Source organism: Mycobacterium sp. (assembly GCF_040398885.1).
GTDB lineage: Bacteria > Actinomycetota > Actinomycetes > Mycobacteriales > Mycobacteriaceae > Mycobacterium.
Map to the genome: position 1 here is coordinate 1 of NZ_JBBATF010000018.1, position 17,644 is coordinate 17,644.

27 protein-coding genes and 1 pseudogene are annotated in these 17,644 nt (G+C 65.8%); 14 read left to right on the forward strand and 14 right to left on the reverse strand.

The genetic code is table 11. The features are described 5' to 3' along the window. Positions 1-152: 152 nt before the first annotated feature. The 4 genes from ADBZ5U_RS03245 to mrf (ADBZ5U_RS03260) form a co-directional block, all read right to left on the reverse strand. Positions 153-866, reverse strand: a complete 714-nt coding sequence (locus tag ADBZ5U_RS03245; protein ID WP_526262314.1) for a TIGR03943 family putative permease subunit — start codon at positions 864-866, stop codon at positions 153-155. Beyond that, the gene (locus ADBZ5U_RS03250; RefSeq protein WP_526262384.1) at positions 863-1,813 is read right to left on the reverse strand and encodes a permease; all 951 of its coding nucleotides are present in this window, start codon (positions 1,811-1,813) and stop codon (positions 863-865) included. The genes ADBZ5U_RS03245 and ADBZ5U_RS03250 overlap by 4 nt, the downstream gene beginning before the upstream one ends. 146 nt (positions 1,814-1,959) lie before the next feature. Then, positions 1,960-2,241 (reverse strand): hypothetical protein, encoded by a 282-nt coding sequence (locus ADBZ5U_RS03255; RefSeq protein WP_526262316.1) that lies wholly within the window; start codon positions 2,239-2,241, stop codon positions 1,960-1,962. A gap of 93 nt (positions 2,242-2,334) precedes the next feature. After that, positions 2,335-3,528, reverse strand: coding sequence for a ribosome hibernation factor-recruiting GTPase MRF (gene mrf, locus ADBZ5U_RS03260; protein ID WP_526262318.1), 1,194 nt, complete (start codon positions 3,526-3,528; stop codon positions 2,335-2,337). A 693-nt stretch (positions 3,529-4,221) separates the two neighbouring features. Between mrf (ADBZ5U_RS03260) and ADBZ5U_RS03265 the strand changes: the two genes are divergently transcribed. The 5 genes from ADBZ5U_RS03265 (at position 4,222) to ADBZ5U_RS03285 (ending at position 8,642) form a co-directional block, all read left to right on the forward strand. After that, entirely contained in the window at positions 4,222-5,169 is a 948-nt protein-coding gene (locus ADBZ5U_RS03265; RefSeq protein ID WP_526262320.1) for a metal ABC transporter solute-binding protein, Zn/Mn family, read from the forward strand. Continuing rightward, on the forward strand, positions 5,162-5,941 hold the full coding sequence (locus tag ADBZ5U_RS03270; protein ID WP_526262386.1) for a metal ABC transporter ATP-binding protein: 780 nt from the start codon (positions 5,162-5,164) through the stop codon (positions 5,939-5,941). Before ADBZ5U_RS03265 ends, ADBZ5U_RS03270 begins: the two co-directional genes overlap by 8 nt. Next, positions 5,941-6,867 (forward strand): metal ABC transporter permease, encoded by a 927-nt coding sequence (locus ADBZ5U_RS03275; RefSeq protein WP_526262322.1) that lies wholly within the window; start codon positions 5,941-5,943, stop codon positions 6,865-6,867. The genes ADBZ5U_RS03270 and ADBZ5U_RS03275 overlap by 1 nt, the downstream gene beginning before the upstream one ends. An 87-nt stretch (positions 6,868-6,954) precedes the next feature. Further along, complete coding sequence (locus tag ADBZ5U_RS03280; protein ID WP_526262388.1) at positions 6,955-7,917, forward strand: permease; 963 nt, start codon at positions 6,955-6,957, stop codon at positions 7,915-7,917. Continuing rightward, entirely contained in the window at positions 7,914-8,642 is a 729-nt protein-coding gene (locus tag ADBZ5U_RS03285; protein WP_526262324.1) for a TIGR03943 family putative permease subunit, read from the forward strand. Before ADBZ5U_RS03280 ends, ADBZ5U_RS03285 begins: the two co-directional genes overlap by 4 nt. 10 nt (positions 8,643-8,652) lie before the next feature. Here ADBZ5U_RS03285 and rpsR read toward each other — a convergent pair whose 3' ends face one another. The 4 genes from rpsR to rpmB are packed head-to-tail and all read right to left on the reverse strand — an operon-like array spanning position 8,653 to position 9,621. Next, positions 8,653-8,907, reverse strand: a complete 255-nt coding sequence (gene rpsR, locus ADBZ5U_RS03290) for a 30S ribosomal protein S18 (protein ID WP_526262327.1) — start codon at positions 8,905-8,907, stop codon at positions 8,653-8,655. Between the two features lie 6 nt (positions 8,908-8,913). Next, positions 8,914-9,219 (reverse strand): 30S ribosomal protein S14, encoded by a 306-nt coding sequence (gene rpsN / locus ADBZ5U_RS03295; RefSeq protein ID WP_526262329.1) that lies wholly within the window; start codon positions 9,217-9,219, stop codon positions 8,914-8,916. Position 9,220: 1 nt separating this feature from the next. After that, positions 9,221-9,385, reverse strand: a complete 165-nt coding sequence (gene rpmG / locus ADBZ5U_RS03300) for a 50S ribosomal protein L33 (protein WP_526262331.1) — start codon at positions 9,383-9,385, stop codon at positions 9,221-9,223. Continuing rightward, positions 9,385-9,621, reverse strand: coding sequence for a 50S ribosomal protein L28 (rpmB, locus tag ADBZ5U_RS03305; RefSeq protein WP_526262333.1), 237 nt, complete (start codon positions 9,619-9,621; stop codon positions 9,385-9,387). The genes rpmG and rpmB overlap by 1 nt, the downstream gene beginning before the upstream one ends. Positions 9,622-9,732: 111 nt before the next feature. Between rpmB and mrf (ADBZ5U_RS03310) the strand changes: the two genes are divergently transcribed. The 3 genes and pseudogenes from mrf (ADBZ5U_RS03310) to ADBZ5U_RS03320 all read left to right on the forward strand — a co-directional run. Then, positions 9,733-10,935 carry a ribosome hibernation factor-recruiting GTPase MRF gene (mrf, locus tag ADBZ5U_RS03310; protein ID WP_526262335.1) on the forward strand — a complete coding sequence of 401 codons (1,203 nt, stop codon included), beginning with the start codon at positions 9,733-9,735 and terminating at the stop codon, positions 10,933-10,935. After that, entirely contained in the window at positions 10,932-11,186 is a 255-nt protein-coding gene (locus tag ADBZ5U_RS03315; RefSeq protein ID WP_509638471.1) for a type B 50S ribosomal protein L31, read from the forward strand. The genes mrf (ADBZ5U_RS03310) and ADBZ5U_RS03315 overlap by 4 nt, the downstream gene beginning before the upstream one ends. Positions 11,187-11,188: 2 nt before the next feature. Then, positions 11,189-11,462 (forward strand): annotated as a pseudogene (locus ADBZ5U_RS03320) (GTP-binding protein); the annotation flags it as partial. Positions 11,463-11,611: 149 nt separating this feature from the next. Here the strand turns inward: ADBZ5U_RS03320 and ADBZ5U_RS03325 are convergent. From ADBZ5U_RS03325 to ADBZ5U_RS03335, 3 genes are all read right to left on the reverse strand, one after another. Continuing rightward, complete coding sequence (locus ADBZ5U_RS03325) at positions 11,612-12,037, reverse strand: Fur family transcriptional regulator (protein ID WP_526262338.1); 426 nt, start codon at positions 12,035-12,037, stop codon at positions 11,612-11,614. Next, complete coding sequence (locus ADBZ5U_RS03330; RefSeq protein WP_526262390.1) at positions 12,037-12,339, reverse strand: ArsR/SmtB family transcription factor; 303 nt, start codon at positions 12,337-12,339, stop codon at positions 12,037-12,039. The genes ADBZ5U_RS03325 and ADBZ5U_RS03330 overlap by 1 nt, the downstream gene beginning before the upstream one ends. A gap of 243 nt (positions 12,340-12,582) precedes the next feature. Then, a complete protein-coding gene (locus ADBZ5U_RS03335; RefSeq protein ID WP_526262340.1) occupies positions 12,583-13,494 on the reverse strand; it encodes a serine hydrolase domain-containing protein in 912 nt (303 codons plus the stop codon). Between ADBZ5U_RS03335 and ADBZ5U_RS03340 the strand changes: the two genes are divergently transcribed. Both ADBZ5U_RS03340 and ADBZ5U_RS03345 read left to right on the forward strand, forming a co-directional pair. Further along, positions 13,459-13,710, forward strand: a complete 252-nt coding sequence (locus tag ADBZ5U_RS03340) for a type II toxin-antitoxin system ParD family antitoxin (RefSeq protein WP_526262342.1) — start codon at positions 13,459-13,461, stop codon at positions 13,708-13,710. The two genes, ADBZ5U_RS03335 and ADBZ5U_RS03340, sit on opposite strands and share 36 nt — an antisense overlap. Continuing rightward, entirely contained in the window at positions 13,707-14,003 is a 297-nt protein-coding gene (locus ADBZ5U_RS03345) for a type II toxin-antitoxin system RelE/ParE family toxin (RefSeq protein WP_526262344.1), read from the forward strand. The genes ADBZ5U_RS03340 and ADBZ5U_RS03345 overlap by 4 nt, the downstream gene beginning before the upstream one ends. A gap of 301 nt (positions 14,004-14,304) precedes the next feature. On the opposite strand, the gene ADBZ5U_RS03350 is transcribed toward ADBZ5U_RS03345, so the two are convergent. Together ADBZ5U_RS03350 and ADBZ5U_RS03355 are read right to left on the reverse strand one after the other, a co-directional pair. After that, entirely contained in the window at positions 14,305-14,676 is a 372-nt protein-coding gene (locus ADBZ5U_RS03350) for a type II toxin-antitoxin system death-on-curing family toxin (protein WP_526262346.1), read from the reverse strand. Then, a complete protein-coding gene (locus tag ADBZ5U_RS03355) occupies positions 14,673-14,798 on the reverse strand; it encodes a hypothetical protein (protein ID WP_526262348.1) in 126 nt (41 codons plus the stop codon). The genes ADBZ5U_RS03350 and ADBZ5U_RS03355 overlap by 4 nt, the downstream gene beginning before the upstream one ends. On the opposite strand from ADBZ5U_RS03355, the gene ADBZ5U_RS03360 reads away from it, so the two are divergent. Then, entirely contained in the window at positions 14,793-15,071 is a 279-nt protein-coding gene (locus ADBZ5U_RS03360; protein WP_526262350.1) for a hypothetical protein, read from the forward strand. The genes ADBZ5U_RS03355 and ADBZ5U_RS03360 overlap by 6 nt on opposite strands. Before the next feature lie 73 nt (positions 15,072-15,144). Here ADBZ5U_RS03360 and ADBZ5U_RS03365 read toward each other — a convergent pair whose 3' ends face one another. Further along, on the reverse strand, positions 15,145-15,369 hold the full coding sequence (locus ADBZ5U_RS03365) for an alpha/beta hydrolase (RefSeq protein WP_526262352.1): 225 nt from the start codon (positions 15,367-15,369) through the stop codon (positions 15,145-15,147). 130 nt (positions 15,370-15,499) lie between these two features. Here ADBZ5U_RS03365 and ADBZ5U_RS03370 point away from each other — a divergent pair, with 130 nt between their 5' ends. The 3 genes from ADBZ5U_RS03370 to ADBZ5U_RS03380 all read left to right on the forward strand — a co-directional run bounded on the left by ADBZ5U_RS03370 (position 15,500) and on the right by ADBZ5U_RS03380 (position 17,644). Next, entirely contained in the window at positions 15,500-15,733 is a 234-nt protein-coding gene (locus ADBZ5U_RS03370; protein ID WP_526262354.1) for a hypothetical protein, read from the forward strand. Then, positions 15,723-16,034 (forward strand): type II toxin-antitoxin system PemK/MazF family toxin, encoded by a 312-nt coding sequence (locus ADBZ5U_RS03375; protein WP_526262356.1) that lies wholly within the window; start codon positions 15,723-15,725, stop codon positions 16,032-16,034. The genes ADBZ5U_RS03370 and ADBZ5U_RS03375 overlap by 11 nt, the downstream gene beginning before the upstream one ends. A 395-nt stretch (positions 16,035-16,429) precedes the next feature. Then, on the forward strand, positions 16,430-17,644 hold the full coding sequence (locus tag ADBZ5U_RS03380) for a lycopene cyclase family protein (protein ID WP_526262358.1): 1,215 nt from the start codon (positions 16,430-16,432) through the stop codon (positions 17,642-17,644).

Below are 17,644 nucleotides of genomic sequence, written 5' to 3' on the forward strand. Positions count from 1 at the left end.
CGTCAAGGCTGAGGAGTATTCAAAGGCTGGCGGGCGGCCCATGCTGGCGCTCTACCGTCGGCGCTGCGGTGCTCTGCGAAATCCCGCACCCTTGCCGGTAGGCATTTAACCTCCGGTGACGGGAGTTGTCATTGGAAGGGCGCTGAAGCCGTTCAGGCGTAGGCGTTGGCTGGGGCGTCGATCCGGGTGGCGGACTGGACTTGCAGGGTCGGTATCGACGTCGAGTCCCCGTCGGTCTTGCCGGGGAGAACGGTTCCCTCGACTTTCAGCCAGGTTTCCTCAGGGTAGTTCCCGAGGCCGGTGGCTGCGGGTCCGCGCAGGTGGATGCGGGCCAGTTGGGCATCGGCAGCACAGCAGATGATCACGACCCTGCCCAGGTCGACTCCGCCTGCCTCCGGGAGGGTGAAGCCGATGACGGTGATGAGGCGACCATCCAGGGTGCCGGCGGTGTCCTGGGCCGCGCGGATCATGACGTCGGGTAGCGACACTTCCGGTGCGCGTCCCTGCGGCAGCGCCGGAAACGGCCGGCGGAGCACTTCGGTTGACACTGCGGTGACCTTCGCCGCGGCGGCCTCCGGGCGCAGCGCCGGGGGGGTGATGAAGATGAGCACGGCGATCGGAACGAGCAGCAACCAGGCGATCGAGCCGCGATGGGAGTGGTCGCTGTGATCGTCCTCGGGTGGTGAGCCGCGCCTGATGTCGGCGGCCATCGACACCAACGCCAAACCGATCAGTATCACCGCGGTCACCGTCAGCCACGGAAGCAGCGATGCTTTGACATATCGGGTGTAGGCGCCGCCGATGGTGATCATGGCCGTCGCGATACCGACGAGGAGCAGCAGTGCGTTCTCGGCCTCCCGACTCATGCGCCGCGGCCCAGCACCAGCACGCCGATCGCGGTTGCCGCCACGGTGGCCACCACGAACGTGGCGGGGGCGAAGCGGATTGCGAAGGCGCGGCCGAACATTCCCGACTGCATCGCGAACAGCTTGACGTCGATGGCCGGACCCACGACGAGGAAAACCAGGCGCGGGACCAGGGGCACCATGGTCAAGCTCGCGGCGACGAACGCGTCGGCCTCCGAGCATAACGAGAGCACCACCGCGAGGACCGCCATCACCAGCACGCCGAGTAGCAGCTGTCCGGCCAGGTGCGCCATCAACCAATCCGGCACGACCACGTGCAGCGCGGCCGCCGCCGCAGCGCCGATCACCAAGTAGGACGCTGCCTGAATGAAATCGTGGCGGGCGGCCTCGATGAATGTCTGCCAGCGCGACCCCTGGCCGTCGCTGGCGCGCGGTAGCCGGCGGGTGATCCATGCGGTGTTTCCCCAGCGGGACCAGGCCAGCCCCATGACGATAGCGGTCAGCAGTGATGCACTGACGCGGGCGAGCACCATCTGTGGTTGGCCGGGAAACGCCACCACGGTGGACACCACCACCACCGGGTTGATGGCGGGGGCGGCCAGCATGAAGGTCAGCGCCGCTGCGCCCACCGCACCCTGCCCGAACAGTCGGCGGGCTATCGGCACCGAACCGCACTCGCACCCTGGGAGCGCCGCACCACTGGCGGCCGCGGTGAGCACCGCCGCGGCGGGGCGCTGCGGCAGCCACCGGGACAGCCTGTCGGGGGTGACGAACACCGCGATCAACGCGCTCAACGTCACTCCGAGCGCCAGGAATGGCAGGGCCTGGACGAAGATGCCGCTGAACACGGTGCCGGCTGTCGACAACGCGGCGCTGTCGTAGACCGCGGCGCGCATTGTGCCGCCCAGCAGGGTCAACGCCACTATCACCGCGACGAGAACCGGCATCGAGGCCGACTCCGGCAATCGGCCGGTCCTCACTGCGCGCACCAGGCCATTGTGTCAGTCGAATCCTGCCTGATGGAAAGTGACCGCATCTCTAATGAAAATAATTTCCAATTCTATGGGACGCTATTGCGGTCATCTAGTTAGGCTCAACGCAGGCAACTCTTGGAGGAACGATGACACCAGCGGACCACGTCGAACCGGTCGACCACGAGCACCTTCCGGGCGACGGCCACCAGACCGTCAAGCATGGAGACCATATCGACCATATCCACGACGGCGAGCGGCACCCTGAGGTGAAGATCCACTCCGATCACGGCTCCGCGCACACCGAGAACGACGGGTGTGAGACGGTTCAGCACGGCGACCACGTCGACCATGTCCACGACGGCCACCGACACTTCCAGCACGGCGACCACGTACACGAGCACTGATCGCTGATCCGGCTAGGTTGTATCAGCGCTGCGGGGAGCTCGGCAGCTACCGCTCTTTCGGTCCCCGGTAGTCAGGTTGAGGTCGGGGTATTAACGGTCGTCTCGGTGCTCGGTGTTCGGTGTGCGCATCTCGGTGTTGGGCGAGTCGACGCAAGGGTCCTCATGCCCGTCGCCGAACGGGTCCGCATAGCAGCGCCATTGGCCGGGATCGGCCATCTCGGGGTCGGTCAGCAGCGCCGCCTCAAGTTCTCGACGGATTTTTTCAGGTCGCGCGCCGCAGGCAAGTGCGACCAGCGAGGTGTGCCGGTCGCCATGCCGGGTGTCCCAGGTAAGACCGGCCAGGACGCGTCGCTGCTCATCGACATTAGCGATCTCCGAGTCGGTCATTGCGGCGAGCCATTTCCCACCGGAGTAGACCCTCAATCCACCGCCCGCTGACTCCAGACACATGACGTTGGAAGGATGGTTGGCGACCCAGATCCGTCCCCGCGTCCGCACCACACCGTTGAGCAGAACGTCCAGTGCCTCATGCAGCCGTTGAGGATGAAACGGTCTGTTGGCACCGAACTCGACGATGCCGACCTCCCCGTCGAAGTCCAGGGGCGGCTGGCCGATCAGCAGCGGACCGAGCGGATCGTCGCCGCGGCCCCGGCGGGCGTCCTCGCCCAGGTTCGCCACGGCCCCGTCGACGCGGCGTTGGTCGCGCACCACCGTCGCGCGCGGGGCCAGCCGGCTCAGCACCGCCAGTGTGGCCTTGTCGAGGTGGTCAACGACGATGACGTCGGCGAACTCGGCCTGCCCGACCGCAACTTGAGCGCGCGTGCGCCCGTCGCGAAGGTCTTGATCGCCTAACGCCTGCTCCAGCCAGTTCCATGTGTCCAGACAGGTGACCACTGCGGTGATCTGCACATCGCGGGCGGCTGGGCCGTCGATGAACCCGGGGCCTAGCAGTACCCGTACGTGATTGATCGCCCAGCAGATCGGCTGGGGTTCAAGCCATGGCGCCAGGTGGACAACCACCCGGTTGACGTCCTTCCAACGGTGCATTCGGCGCAACAGCTTCAGCAGGTCGTTGCGGATCGTGCACGAGACACAGCCGTGGCACAGCTCCAGAATGGACTCCGTGGTCACGGGAGTCCCGTTGCGCAGGTTGGTCACGCTGCGCTCCACCACGTGACCGTCGAAGCGATGTTGCACGACGAATGTTCCCCCTGCTCGTAAGAGTGCGGCGACTGCGCCGTGGGTGTCGCCCTGCCCTGCGACGACCAGAACCGGAGTCCGCATGCAACCTCCTAATGAATACAGTTTTCATTAACGCGCGCTCGACGGTACAGTGCAGGCGACTGCTTGTCGAAAATTATTGTCGATAAGATCGGAGGTGCCCTGGTGGGGCGTGCGCACCGGATAGTCACGAACGCCTGCGAACGCCATCGTTGCCCTAACCCGTGCTTGCGGCGGACTCGGGGCAACCGATGATCCAGGAGGCCGCGGCAGCAAATGCCGAGCCTCCGCGCACCACGGAACGTGCCTTCACCGCCGTGGTCTGCAGCGGCTGCGGTCCTAGACTGGGTGGCTCACTCGCGGAGACCGGGGTGGTCGGCGCGCTCCGTGAGGTCGTTCGACAGTGCCCCTTCGGGATACTGGTCACCGTTCCCTGCATGTTCGGCGCCCCCTGCCCGGCGTGGCCGGCCGAGGGGGTTTTCGTGGCGCTCCAGCCCTGCACGATCGACCGCAAGCCGATCTGCTCAGCGCGCCTCGTAGGGCCGATTCGAGACCCCGAAGACATTGCTCGACTCAGTGCATGGGTGCAGGCCGGCCGCTGGAATGTCGGCCTGCTCCCGCTCCGCCTGCGTCGCAACGCTTTTCACCGTCGAGGGTGGGGAACTACAGGCGGCACATGACGCCGGCCGCGGCAGGGATTCAGAAAAAAGCACCCAGCGCCCCTCCTGCAATTGAAAACGGTTACTATTTCCGTTTATGAACTCAATCCGTCCCCGGCTGATCGGCGTCACGGCCGCGGTCATCGCGCTCCTCGGTGTGTCCGCATGCTCCACCCGTGACGGCGGGAAGGCCGCCGAATCCTCCACCACGGCTGCGGCGAGCGGTGGATGCCCCACCACGCCGGTCAATGTTGTGGTGAGCGTGGATCAATGGGGCGATATCGTCCGGGACTTGGGTGGTGAGTGCGCCCAGGTGACGACGGTGCTGGCCAGCTCGTCTGTCGATCCCCACGATTTCGAACCCTCCCCGGCGGACGCGGCGACCTTCTCGAAGGCGCAACTCGTTGTCGTCAACGGAGCGGATTACGACCCGTGGGCGTCGAAGTTCGCGGCGACATCGGCTCCGAAGGTGCCCGTAGTGGATGCGGGCGTAGTGACCAAGACGGCGGCGGGCGCCAACCTGCACCTCTGGTACAGCCCGACCGCGGTGGTTGCGGTCGCTGACGCGGTGACCGCCGAACTCGCCAAGCTGGCGCCCGAAGCAGAGGCCTACTTCGCCGACCAACGAACGGCCTTCGGTACCAGCCTCGAGCCCTACAACAAGCTGGTCGGCGACATCAAGGCAGGCGCGACGGGTAAGACCTATGCGGCCACCGAAAGCGTCTTCGATTACACGGCAGAGGATGTCGGCCTGGTGAATGCCACGCCCCCGGGCTACAAGGCGGCGTCGGTGAACGAGTCCGATCCCTCGCCGGCAGATCTGGAGGCGTTCCGCCGTGCTCTGGCGGATCGAAAGATCAACGTTCTGATCTACAACACACAAACGGAAGGCTCGGTCCCCGAACAGATCCGCACTGCCGCCGAAACCGCGGGCGTGCCGGTGGTCGAGGTGACCGAGACGGTGCCGCCGGGAACGACGTCGTTCCAAACGTGGCAGCTCGCCCAGCTCACCGCCCTGGCGAAGGCGCTCGGTGTCGCTGGGTGAGCCCGAGTCCACCGCTCCCGCACTGATATTCGATGACGTCAGCGTGGTGCGCGGCGGCACTCTGATCTGGTCCGAAGGCACATTCGAAGTTCCCGCCGGCGGCATCGTCGCGGTCATCGGATCCAACGGATCGGGCAAGACCAGCCTGCTGAACGTGATTCTGGGACTCATACCTCCCGCATCGGGTCGCGTTCGTGTGCTGGGAAAGCCGGCCGGGGAAGTCAACGAGTTCATCGGCTACGTGCCGCAGAACTACGCCTCGTCCCCGGGCGACGCCATTCGGGTGTGCGATGCGGTGATGCTGGGCCTAAACGGAACTCGGTGGGCGTTCGGACGCCCCACCGGTGAGGAACGGCGGCGGGTCGCCGAGGTGCTCGACTGGGTCGACGCCGGGGCATTGGCCGGCCGCCGACTCTCCGAGCTGTCCGGCGGGCAGCGCCAGCGCGTCGCGATCGCCGAGGCCCTGGTGGCCGGCCCGAAGATCCTCATCCTCGACGAGCCGCTGGCGTCGCTGGATCTGCGTAATCAGCGCGAGATCGTCCAACTGCTCGACCGTCTCAACAAACAACTCGGTGTGACGATCCTCGTCGTAGCCCACGACTTGAACCCGCTGCTGGGCGTGCTGAGTAGTGCGATCTATCTATTGGACGGACACGCACACTTCGACACTCTCGGCGGGGTGGTCGAGGAAGACCTCCTCAGTCATCTGTACGGCACCCCGATCCAGGTCGTCCGCACACCACAGGGCGAGCTGTACATGAGGAGCACGTAATGACGACTCGCGTGATGGCATTCGGCTACCAGGACAACTGGTGGCCGATCCTCACCTCGCCGTTCATGACCAATGCGTTGGCCGGCGGCACGATCGTGGCCCTCGCGGCCGGCCTGATCGGCTACTTCGTCGTCGTCCGCAACACCGCGTTCGCAGCCCACGCACTGGCCCACATCGGTCTGCCCGGCGCCACCGGCGCGGTCCTCCTCGGCCTGCCCGTCGCCCTGGGTCTTGGCGTGTTCTGCGTGGGCGGGGCATTGGTCATCGGGGTTCTCGGTACCCGCCGATCCGACGCCGAAGTGGCCACTGGCACCGTTCTGGCCCTTGCCACCGGTTTCGGACTGTTCTTCAACTCACTGGCAACCAAGTCGTCGAGCACGATGACCAATGTGCTGTTTGGCAATCTGCTGGCGATATCCCGCGAACAGCTGGTGACATTCGCGGTCCTGCTGGTGCTGCTGGCGGCCTGCATCGGCTTCATCTACCGGCCCTTGCTCTACACCTCGGTCAGCGTCGAGGTCGCCCAGGCCAAAGGGCTGCCAGTACGCCTGCTGTCGATGATCTTCATGGCGCTGCTCGGCTTAGCCATCACGATGGCGGTGCAGGCGGTCGGCACACTGCTGCTCTTCGCCCTGATCGTCACCCCCGCCGCCACCGCGATCATGCTGACCCCGCAGCCCCCCCGGGCGATGATCATTTCCACGGTGATCAGCGTGGTCTCGGTGTGGCTCGGCGTCGTCATGTCGGCGATGTTCAACCTGCCGCCGAGCTTCGTCATCGTCACGATCGCATGCGGCGTGTGGTTGGTCGTCTGGACCCTCGAACGTCATGTCCGGCCGCGATCTACAGCGACGCAACGGCCATCCACGGACCCGGTAGGGGATCTCAAGCCCGAAGTGGTTGGCGGCGACCACAGCCACCAATGACCGAGCGGCGACCGGTGATGGCAGGACGGCTGGCAGGATAAGCCCGTGACAGTTGCCGGGCGGACCCGCCCGCGATTTGCCGGGTCGATGCAACTCCTCTTCGCGGGCCTGATCGGGCTGGCCCTGTTCGCCGGCACGATACGGGCTTTCATGGTGGGCCGGCCCGACCTGGCGAAAGCTGCCACCGTCTTCTGCGGCGTCTTTGTCCAAGCGCTGCCCTTCCTGGCTTTCGGAGTGGTGATCAGCGGCTTGATCGCGACGTATGTCTCCCCGGACCGTGTGGCTCGCTGGCTGCCCCGGCGGACGGGCGCGGCGATCGTGACGGCCGGGGTCGGGGGCGCGGCCCTGCCGGGCTGCGAGTGCGGAGCGGTTCCAGTGGCCCGCAGGTTATTCGGTGACGGCCCGTCGAGCGATCGGCAGGGTGCGGCCGCGTTGACCTTCATGCTCGCCGCGCCGGCGATCAATCCGGTGGTCCTGGTCTCGACGGCGGTGGCCTTTCCCGGCGAGCCGGCCATGGTCGGCGCGCGGTTCACCGCATCCCTGCTCACCGCGGTCGCGATGGGCGCTGTCTGGTCACGATGGGGCCGCGCCGACTGGATCACCCGGCGGCTGCCGCGATCACCCCACAGCGGCGGGTCGAAGTGGACGGTATTCAGCGAGGCGGCACGCCACGACTTTCTGCAGGCCGCGTCATACCTGGTCCTCGGCGCCGCCACCGCTGCCGCACTGAATGTGCTGATGCCACCGTCGGTGTACGAACACCTGGCCGGCCATCTGCTGCTCGGCATACTCACCATGGCGGTCCTGGCCTTCGTCCTGGCGCTGTGCTCGGAGGCCGACGCGTTCGTGGCAGCGAGCCTGACCATGTTGCCGCTGCTGCCGCGGCTGGTGTTTCTGGTCGTGGGACCGGCGGTTGACGCGAAGCTGTTTGCGATGCAGGCCGGGGTGTTCGGCCGCCCGTTCGCGAACCGGTTCGCCCCGGCCACCTTCGTGGTCGCCACCGTCGTCGCCACCGTGGTCGGACTGTTCTTCCTGGGGGGTGCCCGTTGAGCCGGAACACCGAGAACGTGGTCCTGTTCCTCCTGGGCATGTGCACCGCCGCGATCGTCGTCACCGGCACCTTCACCCGCTACGTCAAACCCACCCTCATGCCGTGGTTGGCGATGACGGCGGTGTTGCTCGTCGTGCTGGCAGTTTCCGCGGCCATCCGGGATGTCCGGGCCCGCGGCGGAGACGATGCAGATCACCGCGACGCCGATATCGAACACGCGCACCGGTCCGGGGTGGTGTGGTTGCTGGTGCTGCCCGTCGTGCTGCTGGGCTTCGTGGTCCCGCCGGCGCTGGGCGCGCGAGCGACCGAGCCCGCGGTCACCGACTTACCGCGCCTGGTGTTACTGCGCCCCTTTCCGCCGTTGCCCGGTGATCGAGCCCCGGAACTTGCGCTTCCGGAGGTGGTGGTCCGCGTTAACAGGGACTCAGCCCTCACTTTGGAGGGTCGGCTGATCACCGTCACCGGCTTCACCATCAGGGATGGCGACGAGGTCGATTTGGGTCGGGTCGTCATCATCTGCTGTGCAGCCGATGGACAGCTGTCCCGACTCCATCTGCGCGGCCCGGCCGCAGCCACAGCGGCAACCTACCCCGAGGAGACGTGGCTGCGGGTCGAGGGCACCGTGGTCCCCAAACCCTCCGATATGGCCGGGTTGTCGACCCCGACTCTGACGGTCTCGGCGGTGACACCCATCGAGGCGCCGCAGAACCCCTACGCCTACTAGGAGACTTCCGCTACGGACCCGCGAACGGCAGTAGAGCCATCTCGCGGGCGTTCTTGATCGCCATTGCTACCTGGCGCTGCTGCTGAACGGTCAGCCCGGTGACGCGCCTGGACCTGATCTTGCCTCGCTCGGAGATGAACGTCCGCAGTAGGGCGGTGTCCTTGTAGTCGACCGTCGTGATGCCGAGCTTCGTGAAGGGGTTGGCCCTCTTGCGCGGCGGATCGGCTGCGGGTGGTCGCCGGGTCGGCTTGCTTCTGCCTGCCATCGCCGGTTACCAACTCGCCTTGCGAATACCGGGCAGCTCGCCGCGGTGTGCCATGTCGCGGACGCGGACGCGGGACAGGCCGAACTTGCGTAGATGACCGCGGGGGCGACCGTCGACGGCGTCGCGATTGCGCAGCCGAACAGCGCTGGAATCCCGCGGCAACCGCTGCAGCGCCGACTGGGCGGCGACGCGCTCGCCGACAGTGCTCGATGGGCTCCGGATTACTTCCTTCAGTTCGGCGCGGCGTTCGGCGTAACGCGTCACCATGGCGCGGCGCTGTTCGTTCTTGACGATCTTGGATTTCTTGGCCATCTCAGCGCTCCTCGCGGAAGTCGACATGCCTGCGGATGATCGGGTCGTATTTGTTGAGCACCAATCGGTCGGGATCGTTGCGCCGGTTCTTTCGGGTGATGTAGGTGTAGCCGGTGCCGGCGGTGGAGCGAAGCTTCACCACGGGCCGAATCTCAGTGCTGGCCATCAGATCCTCTGCCCCGCGGCCCGCAGCCGGGCAACGACGGCTTCGATTCCGTCGCGGTCGATCACCTTGATGCCCTTGGTGCTGACCCGAAGCGTGATGCTGCGCCCCTGCGACGGCAAGAAGTAGGTCTTGCGCTGGATGTTGGGGTTCCAGCGCCGGCGGGTACGACGATGCGAGTGCGACACCGAGTTGCCGAAACTCGGTGAACGCCCGGTCACCTGACAGTGCGCGGACACGCAGCCTCCTTCACGGGTAAAACAAATGACAATCGTTTTCGACAAGCAGCCTCAGTGCACGGTACCGTAACCGACTACTAGATGAAAATCGTTCCCATTAGAAGGGGGGAAATGCGTACACCAGTAGTCCTCGTCGCCGGCCAAGGTGACAGCGACCGAGTGGCGGGCACCCTGATGACCACCCCGGGTACGGCGGTCGTCGGACACGAATTTGACGGGCAGGTGGTGCGGCGCTGGGTCAGCACCATGCGCAACGGTGAGTTGTCGACCAGTGCATGGCCGTTGGAGTTGACCAATGGCTGCATCTGCTGCACCACCCGCAACGACCTGCTGGTCCTGCTGCGCAGGCTGCACCGCCGCGACGACGTGACGCGCATCGCCGTGCTGCTGGCAGCGTGGTCGGAACCCGAACCCCTCTGCGTGGCGATCGACGAGGTGCCGGTTCACGTCGGACCCGGCTATATCGACGGCCCGGCCGGGCGTGACGTCCGCATCGACGCAGTGGTCACAACAGTTGACTCCGACGATTGGCTGAACCAGGCGGTCGGTTCCGACGAACTCGACGATGGCCGGACCGTCGCCCAGGTCGTCGTGGGCCAGGCGGAGTTCGCCGACCTGCTGGTGCTCAACCAGCCTGATGCCACCACGCTGTCGGTTCTGCGGCGGCTGGCCCCACTGGCCCGCATCACCGTCGGTGTGGACCGTGTCGAGCAGGCACTGGCACACCTCGACCCGCACACGCGCCGCGGCCGGCGGCGCGACCCGCACGACGCGCTGCTGGCCGGCCAACCACCACTGGATCCCGCCGGCCAGGTCACGCTGATGGAGTTCACAGCACGACGGCCCTTTCACCCGCAGCGCCTGCACGCCGCCATCGACATGCTCCTCGACGGTGTAGTCCGGACCCGAGGCCGGGTGTTCGTCGCCAACCGGCTCGACGACGTCATGTGGATCGAGTCAGCCGGCGGCGGCGTGCTCGTCGAGAACGCCGGAACATGGCTGGCGGCAATGGAACCCAACGAGCTGGCCCGCACAGACCCCGAGCGACTTGCACTGGCGGCGATGGGGTGGGACGCCCGATTCGGCGACCGGCACATATCCATGGCGGTGCTGGTCTGCGATGGGCAGGCCGCCGAAATAGACAGCGCCCTACGGGGCGCGCTCCTCACCGATCGCGAACTGGCCCGGCCCGGTGAATGGCCGCAGTACCCCGACCCGTTCGGGGATGGGCACGCCGATCCCTGCGAGGAGTTGCCCGACGTCCGCGATGAACTCACCGCGCGACCCAACCACCACAGAGAAGAGGAACGATGAAACCGGGCATCCACCCCGACTACCGCCCCGTCGTGTTCCAGGACGCCAGCACGGGCAAGGCGTTCCTGACCCGATCGACGATCACCAGTTCACGCACCATCGACTGGGAAACCCCGGACGGTATCCGCACCTACCCGCTGGTCGTGGTGGACGTGACGGCGGACTCCCATCCGTTCTGGACGGGAACCCACCGCGTACTCGACTCGGCCGGACAGGTCGAGAAGTTCCGGCGCCGCTACGGGCAGCGGTGACCATGCCAGCCACCACACCGCAGAAGCTGCCCGTCACCGTGTTGTCCGGCTTCCTCGGCGCGGGCAAAACCACCCTGCTCAACCGCGGTTCGCCGGGTCGCGGTGATCGTGAACGACATGAGCGAGGTGAACATCGACGCTGCTCTAATTGCCGGGCAAGGCCATTTCGACCGAACCGAGGAGAAACTGGTCGAACTGACCAATGGGTGCATCTGCTGCACCCTGCAGGAAGACCTCATCGAAGCGGTTGGTCAGTTGGCCCGTCAGGGCCGGTTCCAGATCCGCTGCCCGCGTGGGTGATCGCCCACACCCACTGACCCCGACGGCACGCATCACCGCCCTCGTAGATCCTGCAGCGCGCAGGAGATCGCTCGCGGGTCGGGGCGCGGACCGCCTCGCCTGGTGTCAACTGAGGTAGTTCAGCGTCACTTCCGCGCCGAGCACTCGGCGCAGAGGCCGAAGATCTCGATCGTGTGGCTGATGTCGGAGAACCCGTTTTCGCGCGCGACTTCGGCGGCCCATGACTCGACTTGGGTGCCTTGCACTTCGACAGTCGCGCCGCATTGCCGGCATACCAGATGGTGATGGTGCTGTTGCGAGCAGCGTCGATAGACCGACTCACCGTTCTCCGTTCGGAGCGAGTCGACAACGCCAGAGGCGGCCATGGATTGCAACCGGCGGTACACCGTGGTCAGTCCGATGCCCTCGCCTCGTCGGCGCAGCTCGTCGTGAAGTTCCTGAGCAGAACGAAACTCCTCGAGGTTCTCCAGCAGATCCCAGACCGCCGCACCCTGCCGTGTTGCCCGGGTGCCGGGAATGCTCGGTGGGCTGCAGTCGGCCCCGGCGCCCATCACCGGACCTCTGCAGCGTGCTTGACTGCGGCCACCACGATGTCGGAAACATGCTTGTCAACCAGGCGATAACGAACTTCGCGCCCCGCGCGATCCCCGGAAACCACCCCGGCGGCCTTCAACACCCGCAAGTGCTGGCTGACCAGGGGCTGAGGAAGACCAAGGCTGCCGACCAGTTCGTGGACACATCGCGACGACTCGCACAACAGCACGACGATGGCGATCCGCACCGGCGCTGAGAGTGCACGCAGCAGCACGCTGGAGGTCCTCAGGACGTGCGCCGTCGGCATGGCGGGCGACATCGGATGCCACTGACGATCAGGGTCGAACGCCGTCCGCTCGGCGTCGGAAGTGGCGGACTTCAATTGTCCTCCCGGGGTCATCACCGAGCAACGGGGACCATTGCCCAAACGAAAACGGTTTCCAACTTGGGCAGAACTGTTTCATGCGCAGTTGCGCATGTCAATGCGCCGTGCCGGGACTGCAATGGTCCCTCTGGGCCAGTTTCCCTGCCCGGCGGGCGAGATCAATGCAAACGATTATCATTACCAACACGGTTGGAGGCCGGCAATCATGTTGGCGCACTCGACGTGGAAAGGGGACCGCCGGTGGAATCCACCGCTGACGTCGGCCGCGGGTTCCACCGGATGATCGGCTTGCCCGCGCGAGTAGCAAGTTCGGTCTCTGAGATGAGCACCGGAACTATCCTGCTCAGTGTTCCGCTCCTGGACGACGTCATACAAGTGGGCACCGACGGCTCGTTGGCGACCGGAACTCTCGAGGTCGCCAAAACCCCATCGGCGATGGTGGTCCGCCGCACCGACGGCCGACGATTGCAAGCCCAGATCCTCGGGCAGCATGCGGGCGGCTCCGCGTCGAGGACGCCCGTATTCCTCGAACCGGTGCGGTCCCTGCGGCTGCAGTGCGTGCCGCGGGCCGATGCCCCTGAACTGTGGCTTGTATTGCCTGGTGTGCAAATCCGCCGGCGGCCCGATCTTTTCCAACTCCTCGAGACGATCACAGCGTTCGGCCTGGCGAAGCAACGTAGACAGCACTGTCTTCCAGCGGCGGCGACGCGGAGGTGATTTCGTATGCCGGCGGGTGCCTACACCCCTCTGGGTTGTGGTGATCCAGGTGGCGTCGCGCACGGTGCCGTCCGGCTGATTGGTGACCCCGTCGAGATGCGGTTGGGGCAAGGCCGGCGACGAGCCGGGGAAGGAGGTCTGCGACATACCCAGCGGTTCAAACAGATTCGCTCGAAACACCTGCGCCAGCGGCTGGCCGGTTACCTTCTCGATCACCATGCCGAGCAGCACCGTGTTGGTGTTGCTGTATTCCATCTGGGCACCGGCTGGGAACAGCGCGGGATCAGACAATGGCGGAGCTAGCCGCCGATACCAAGAATTGGTACCCTCACGCATATGGGTAGGAATACGTCGTTCAGCCTTGATGAGCATTTCAGCGCGTTCATCGAGGATGAGGTTGCTTCCGGCCGTTACAGCTCGGCCAGCGACGTTGTGCGGTCTGCCCTACGGTTGCTTGAGGATCGTGAGATCCGCCTGCAGGCGTTGAGACAGGCCCTCATTGCGGGCGAACAAAGTGGCGACTCGACGCCGTTCGACTTCGACGAGTTCGTTGCTCGTAAGCGAGCCGAGGAGCCTCGTCGCCGGTGAGCCGGTACGTGCTTTCACCAGCCGCACGCGCCGACCTAGAACAGATCTGGGATTACAGCTCTGAGCGGTGGGATGACGATCAAGCCGAGGAGTACCTGCGCGAAGTCCAGCGTGCGATCGAACGCGTCGTCTCCAATCCGACGATCGGGCGGGCCTGCAATGACGTTCGTCCTGGCTACCGCAAGCACGCTGTCGGATCGCACACGCTGTACTACCGGATTGGCAGCGACGACGTGATCGATGTGGTGCGCGTCCTCCACCAACGGATGGATGCCGACCGGCACCTCGACTGAGGCCATACAGTGGCCAAGACATCTGGTCGGTCGGTCAACGACAGCCCGACGGTGCCGTCGCAGTTCGGGATTGCGCCCTACCCGCACAACCGTACGGTTCTCGGATTCGCCACGCTGCCGCACCGGGCGACCCACACCTGCTCGAAGGCGACGACGGTGGCGGCGGTCTCGAAGTCGCCTGTGACAGAGGCGTGCACCCGCTGTTGTGAATCCCCCTGCAGCCCAGGCAAACCAACGGACCTGACGACTCCGTGGAGCGTCATGCTTTACAAGATCACCCCGGTGCGTCCCTGTAGATGCGCTAATAGGTGACAGCTATCTGCGCGAGCCGGGCCGCAATCATGTTGACGGTGTCCAACTCACGGGTTGCCACCGCGATGATCAACTCGAAGCGCTCGTCCTCGGTGGCGGTGATGCGGTAGTCGCTCAATCCGTAGAACAGTCGGGTTGTCGCCCAGGCGGTGCGTTTGTTGCCATCTGCTAGAGCGTGATTGGTGGCCATGGACTGCAGCAGAGCGGCCGCCTTCTGATGGATCGTTGGGTAGGCGTCCTCGCCGAACACCGACGCCTGCGGGCGGGCCAACGCGGACTCGACCAAGCCGTAGTCGGCGATGGTGAACCCGCCCCGGGCGGTCAGCGCAAGCACGTCATCCAGCGTCAGGTAGTCGATCACGAGTCGGCAAGACGGCGAAACAGTTCAGCGTCCTCAGTGAAGATCTGCTCGATGATCTCGTCGCGGCGCTGCATACGACGGTCGACGTACTCGTCGATGGCTTTGAGTGCGACCGCTTGCATCGAGACACCCTCACGTTCGGCGGTGGCGCGCAGTTTCGCTGTCTGCTCCTCGGTGAGCCGCAACGTCATAGCCATAACGGGGATGATACCAAGTGGTATCACGCCGGCTACCGGAACCCGCAGCGTTTCACCCCCGCTGTCCGTATCGAACTGCTCGTCGAGGACGACGCCGCCGCGACGGTGTTCGACGCCGTTTCCGTCGCCTTCGGAGCGGGATTCGTCAACGACGCGGAAATGTGGATCGAATCTCCCGCGCTTGCCCTGTCGGCCTGACCCGGTCCCCGGAATCCGCGGGCGGAACGCCCACACCGCAGCCCCAGGTCCACCACGCGCGTCTCGGAGCGCGTCAGCTACCCAGGTGGGTGTCGAGGAACCGCGCCAGTTCGGCGAAGACGTCTTGGGACTCCTCGGCAAAAGGTTCGATGAAGTAGGTGAAGTGCGAGGCGCCTTCGACGAGGTGCAGTTCGGCGTGAACGCCGGCTTTGCGGAGTTTGCGGTGCCACTTGCCAGATCGACGGATCAGAACTGAGCCGACTCTTCCAGGCGTGCGAAACGGAAACGCCGGGGACACCGGCGAACTGAACCCGGCGCCCCGGGCGATGCACCGTGATCGTCCCGTGGATCATGATTTCGTTTGGAGGTATTTGCCCGACGCGGCGGAATTCCGGATCTGTCTTACGAAATGTCGTACACTACTTGCTATGGCTGACACGATTACATTCCGCCCGGATGAGGACACTTCGAGAGCGCTGGAAGTTTTGACCAGGGACGGCTCGCCGGTGTCCGCGGTCGTTCGGGCCGCCCTTATTGATGCCGCGCGGCGGAAGGCTGGCGCTGCGATTCGCGCCGAAGCGGAGACGCTGGCCGCAGATGAGTCGGACCGCGCGGAGGCAATGCAAGTGTTGCGCGATATGGAGACGTTGCGTGCGTGGTGAGGTCTTTGAATTGCACACGCCGCGGAGGGGTCGTGGTCACGAGCAATCCGGATCTCGCTACGCCGTCGTAGTCCAGTCGGATCAACTGCCGTTGTCGACTTGGCTGGTGGCACCGACGTCGACGTCGGCTCGTGCTGCGAGTTTTCGGCCCGAAGTGGACGTCGCGGGCACGAGAAGCCGGGTACTTGCTGAGCAGACGGCAGCGGTCGACCCGGGCAGGCTGGGTAGGAGTGTTGGCTTCCTTACCTTCGAGGAGCTGCGCCGAGTGGATGCGGCTCTGCGCATCGTTTTGGAACTCTGAGGTTTTAGAAGGGGGTTGCCCTGACCCAGGGACATCGCGGACGGGTGGGCATGACGACCAGACGTGGCTTCTCCGCCTCAAATGGTTCGCCCCTCGAACGGTCGGCCGCTGCGCCAGCCCCGGGATGTCCGGAGACTCCACTTCTTGGGAAGTTTGGAGTCACGTCAGGTGCGTCAAGGGTGTACCCGCCGGAGTTGCGGGAGCGGGCGGTGCGGATGGTCGCCGAGCCACGAGGTGCTCGTCGAGTGCGGGCTGCGACTGGTGACGTCCCGGGCAGTATCGACGGTGAACTCTTCGCGCGGCGGCTCAGCGGCGGCTGATCCTCTGGTGGCGCGGTTCCGCCCGCAGGGCAAAGATGGGGTTTGAGATGCGACGCCCACCGTCAGGAGATTCGCGTGACTGAGCCTGCCGCGAGCCCTGTGCTCGACGCAGATGTGCTCATCGCCGGCGCCGGGCTGTCCGGTCTCTCGCTCGCGGTGGCACTGCTCGACGCCGGACTGCCGGACAGCGCCCGCCTCGTGCTCGTCGATCCACGCGAAACGTTGAGCGGCGCGGATCGAACCTGGTGTTTCTTCGATCTCGTGCCACACGCCTTCGAGCCCGCGATCACCCATCGCTGGAGCCGGTGGCGCGTCCGCAACGGCGGCCACGAGGTGACCCGGTCCGCGCCGGGAGTCGCTTATTGCAGGATTCCCGGCGAGCGCTTCTACGACCTCGCGCTCGAGCGCCTCGCCGCCGCGGGCCGGCGCGTCGAGATCATGCTCGGCGTGTCTGTCGAGAACCTCCACACGCGTGGTGCCCACGTCGACGTCCACACCGGTGGGGGAGTGCTGCGCGCACGTCTCGCGATGGACTCGCGGCCGCCGTCGCTGACGCGCGCAACCGACGACGGAAGAGACGTCCACCTGCTGCAGCACTTCCGTGGCCGGATCGTCCGCAGCACGGAGCCGGTCTTCGAGGTCGACACCGCGACCCTCATGGACTTCGATGTCTCGCAGGCGGACGGCATCCACTTCGTCTACGTGCTGCCGCTGGATCCTCATACGGCGCTCGTCGAGAGCACGTTCTTCACCGGCCGGCTACTGCCGGACGCCGTGTACGAGGGGGCCATCGGAAGTTGGCTGTCGCAGCGACATCCCGGGGCGGTGTTCCAGACGATCTCGCATGAGAGCGGGGTGATCCCGATGACGACGAAGCCGTTCGACGCCTGGCCGAGTCCGCGCGTCGTTCGCATCGGCACCGCGGGTGGACACGTGAAGCCGTCGAGCGGATATGCATTCCTGGCTGTGCAGCGCTTCGTCCGCGAGTTCGCCCCGCGCGTGGTCGCCGCGCTGCGTGCCGGTGGACTCGCCGAGCCACCCGCCGCGCGGAGCCCGCGCACCACAGCGCTCGACGCCATCTTCCTCTCGTATCTGCGTAGTTGCCCCGATCGCGCCCCGGACACCTTCTACCGGCTGTTCGAGCGGGTGCCGCCCGGGGTGCTGGCCCGCTTCCTCTCCGACAGCGGAACGCTCGCGGACGATCTGACGGTCATGCGTAAGAGTGACTCCCCGCGACTTGCACTCGAGGCCATTCGCGCGACCCCCCTGGTGCGGCGTCGAAGGCATTGA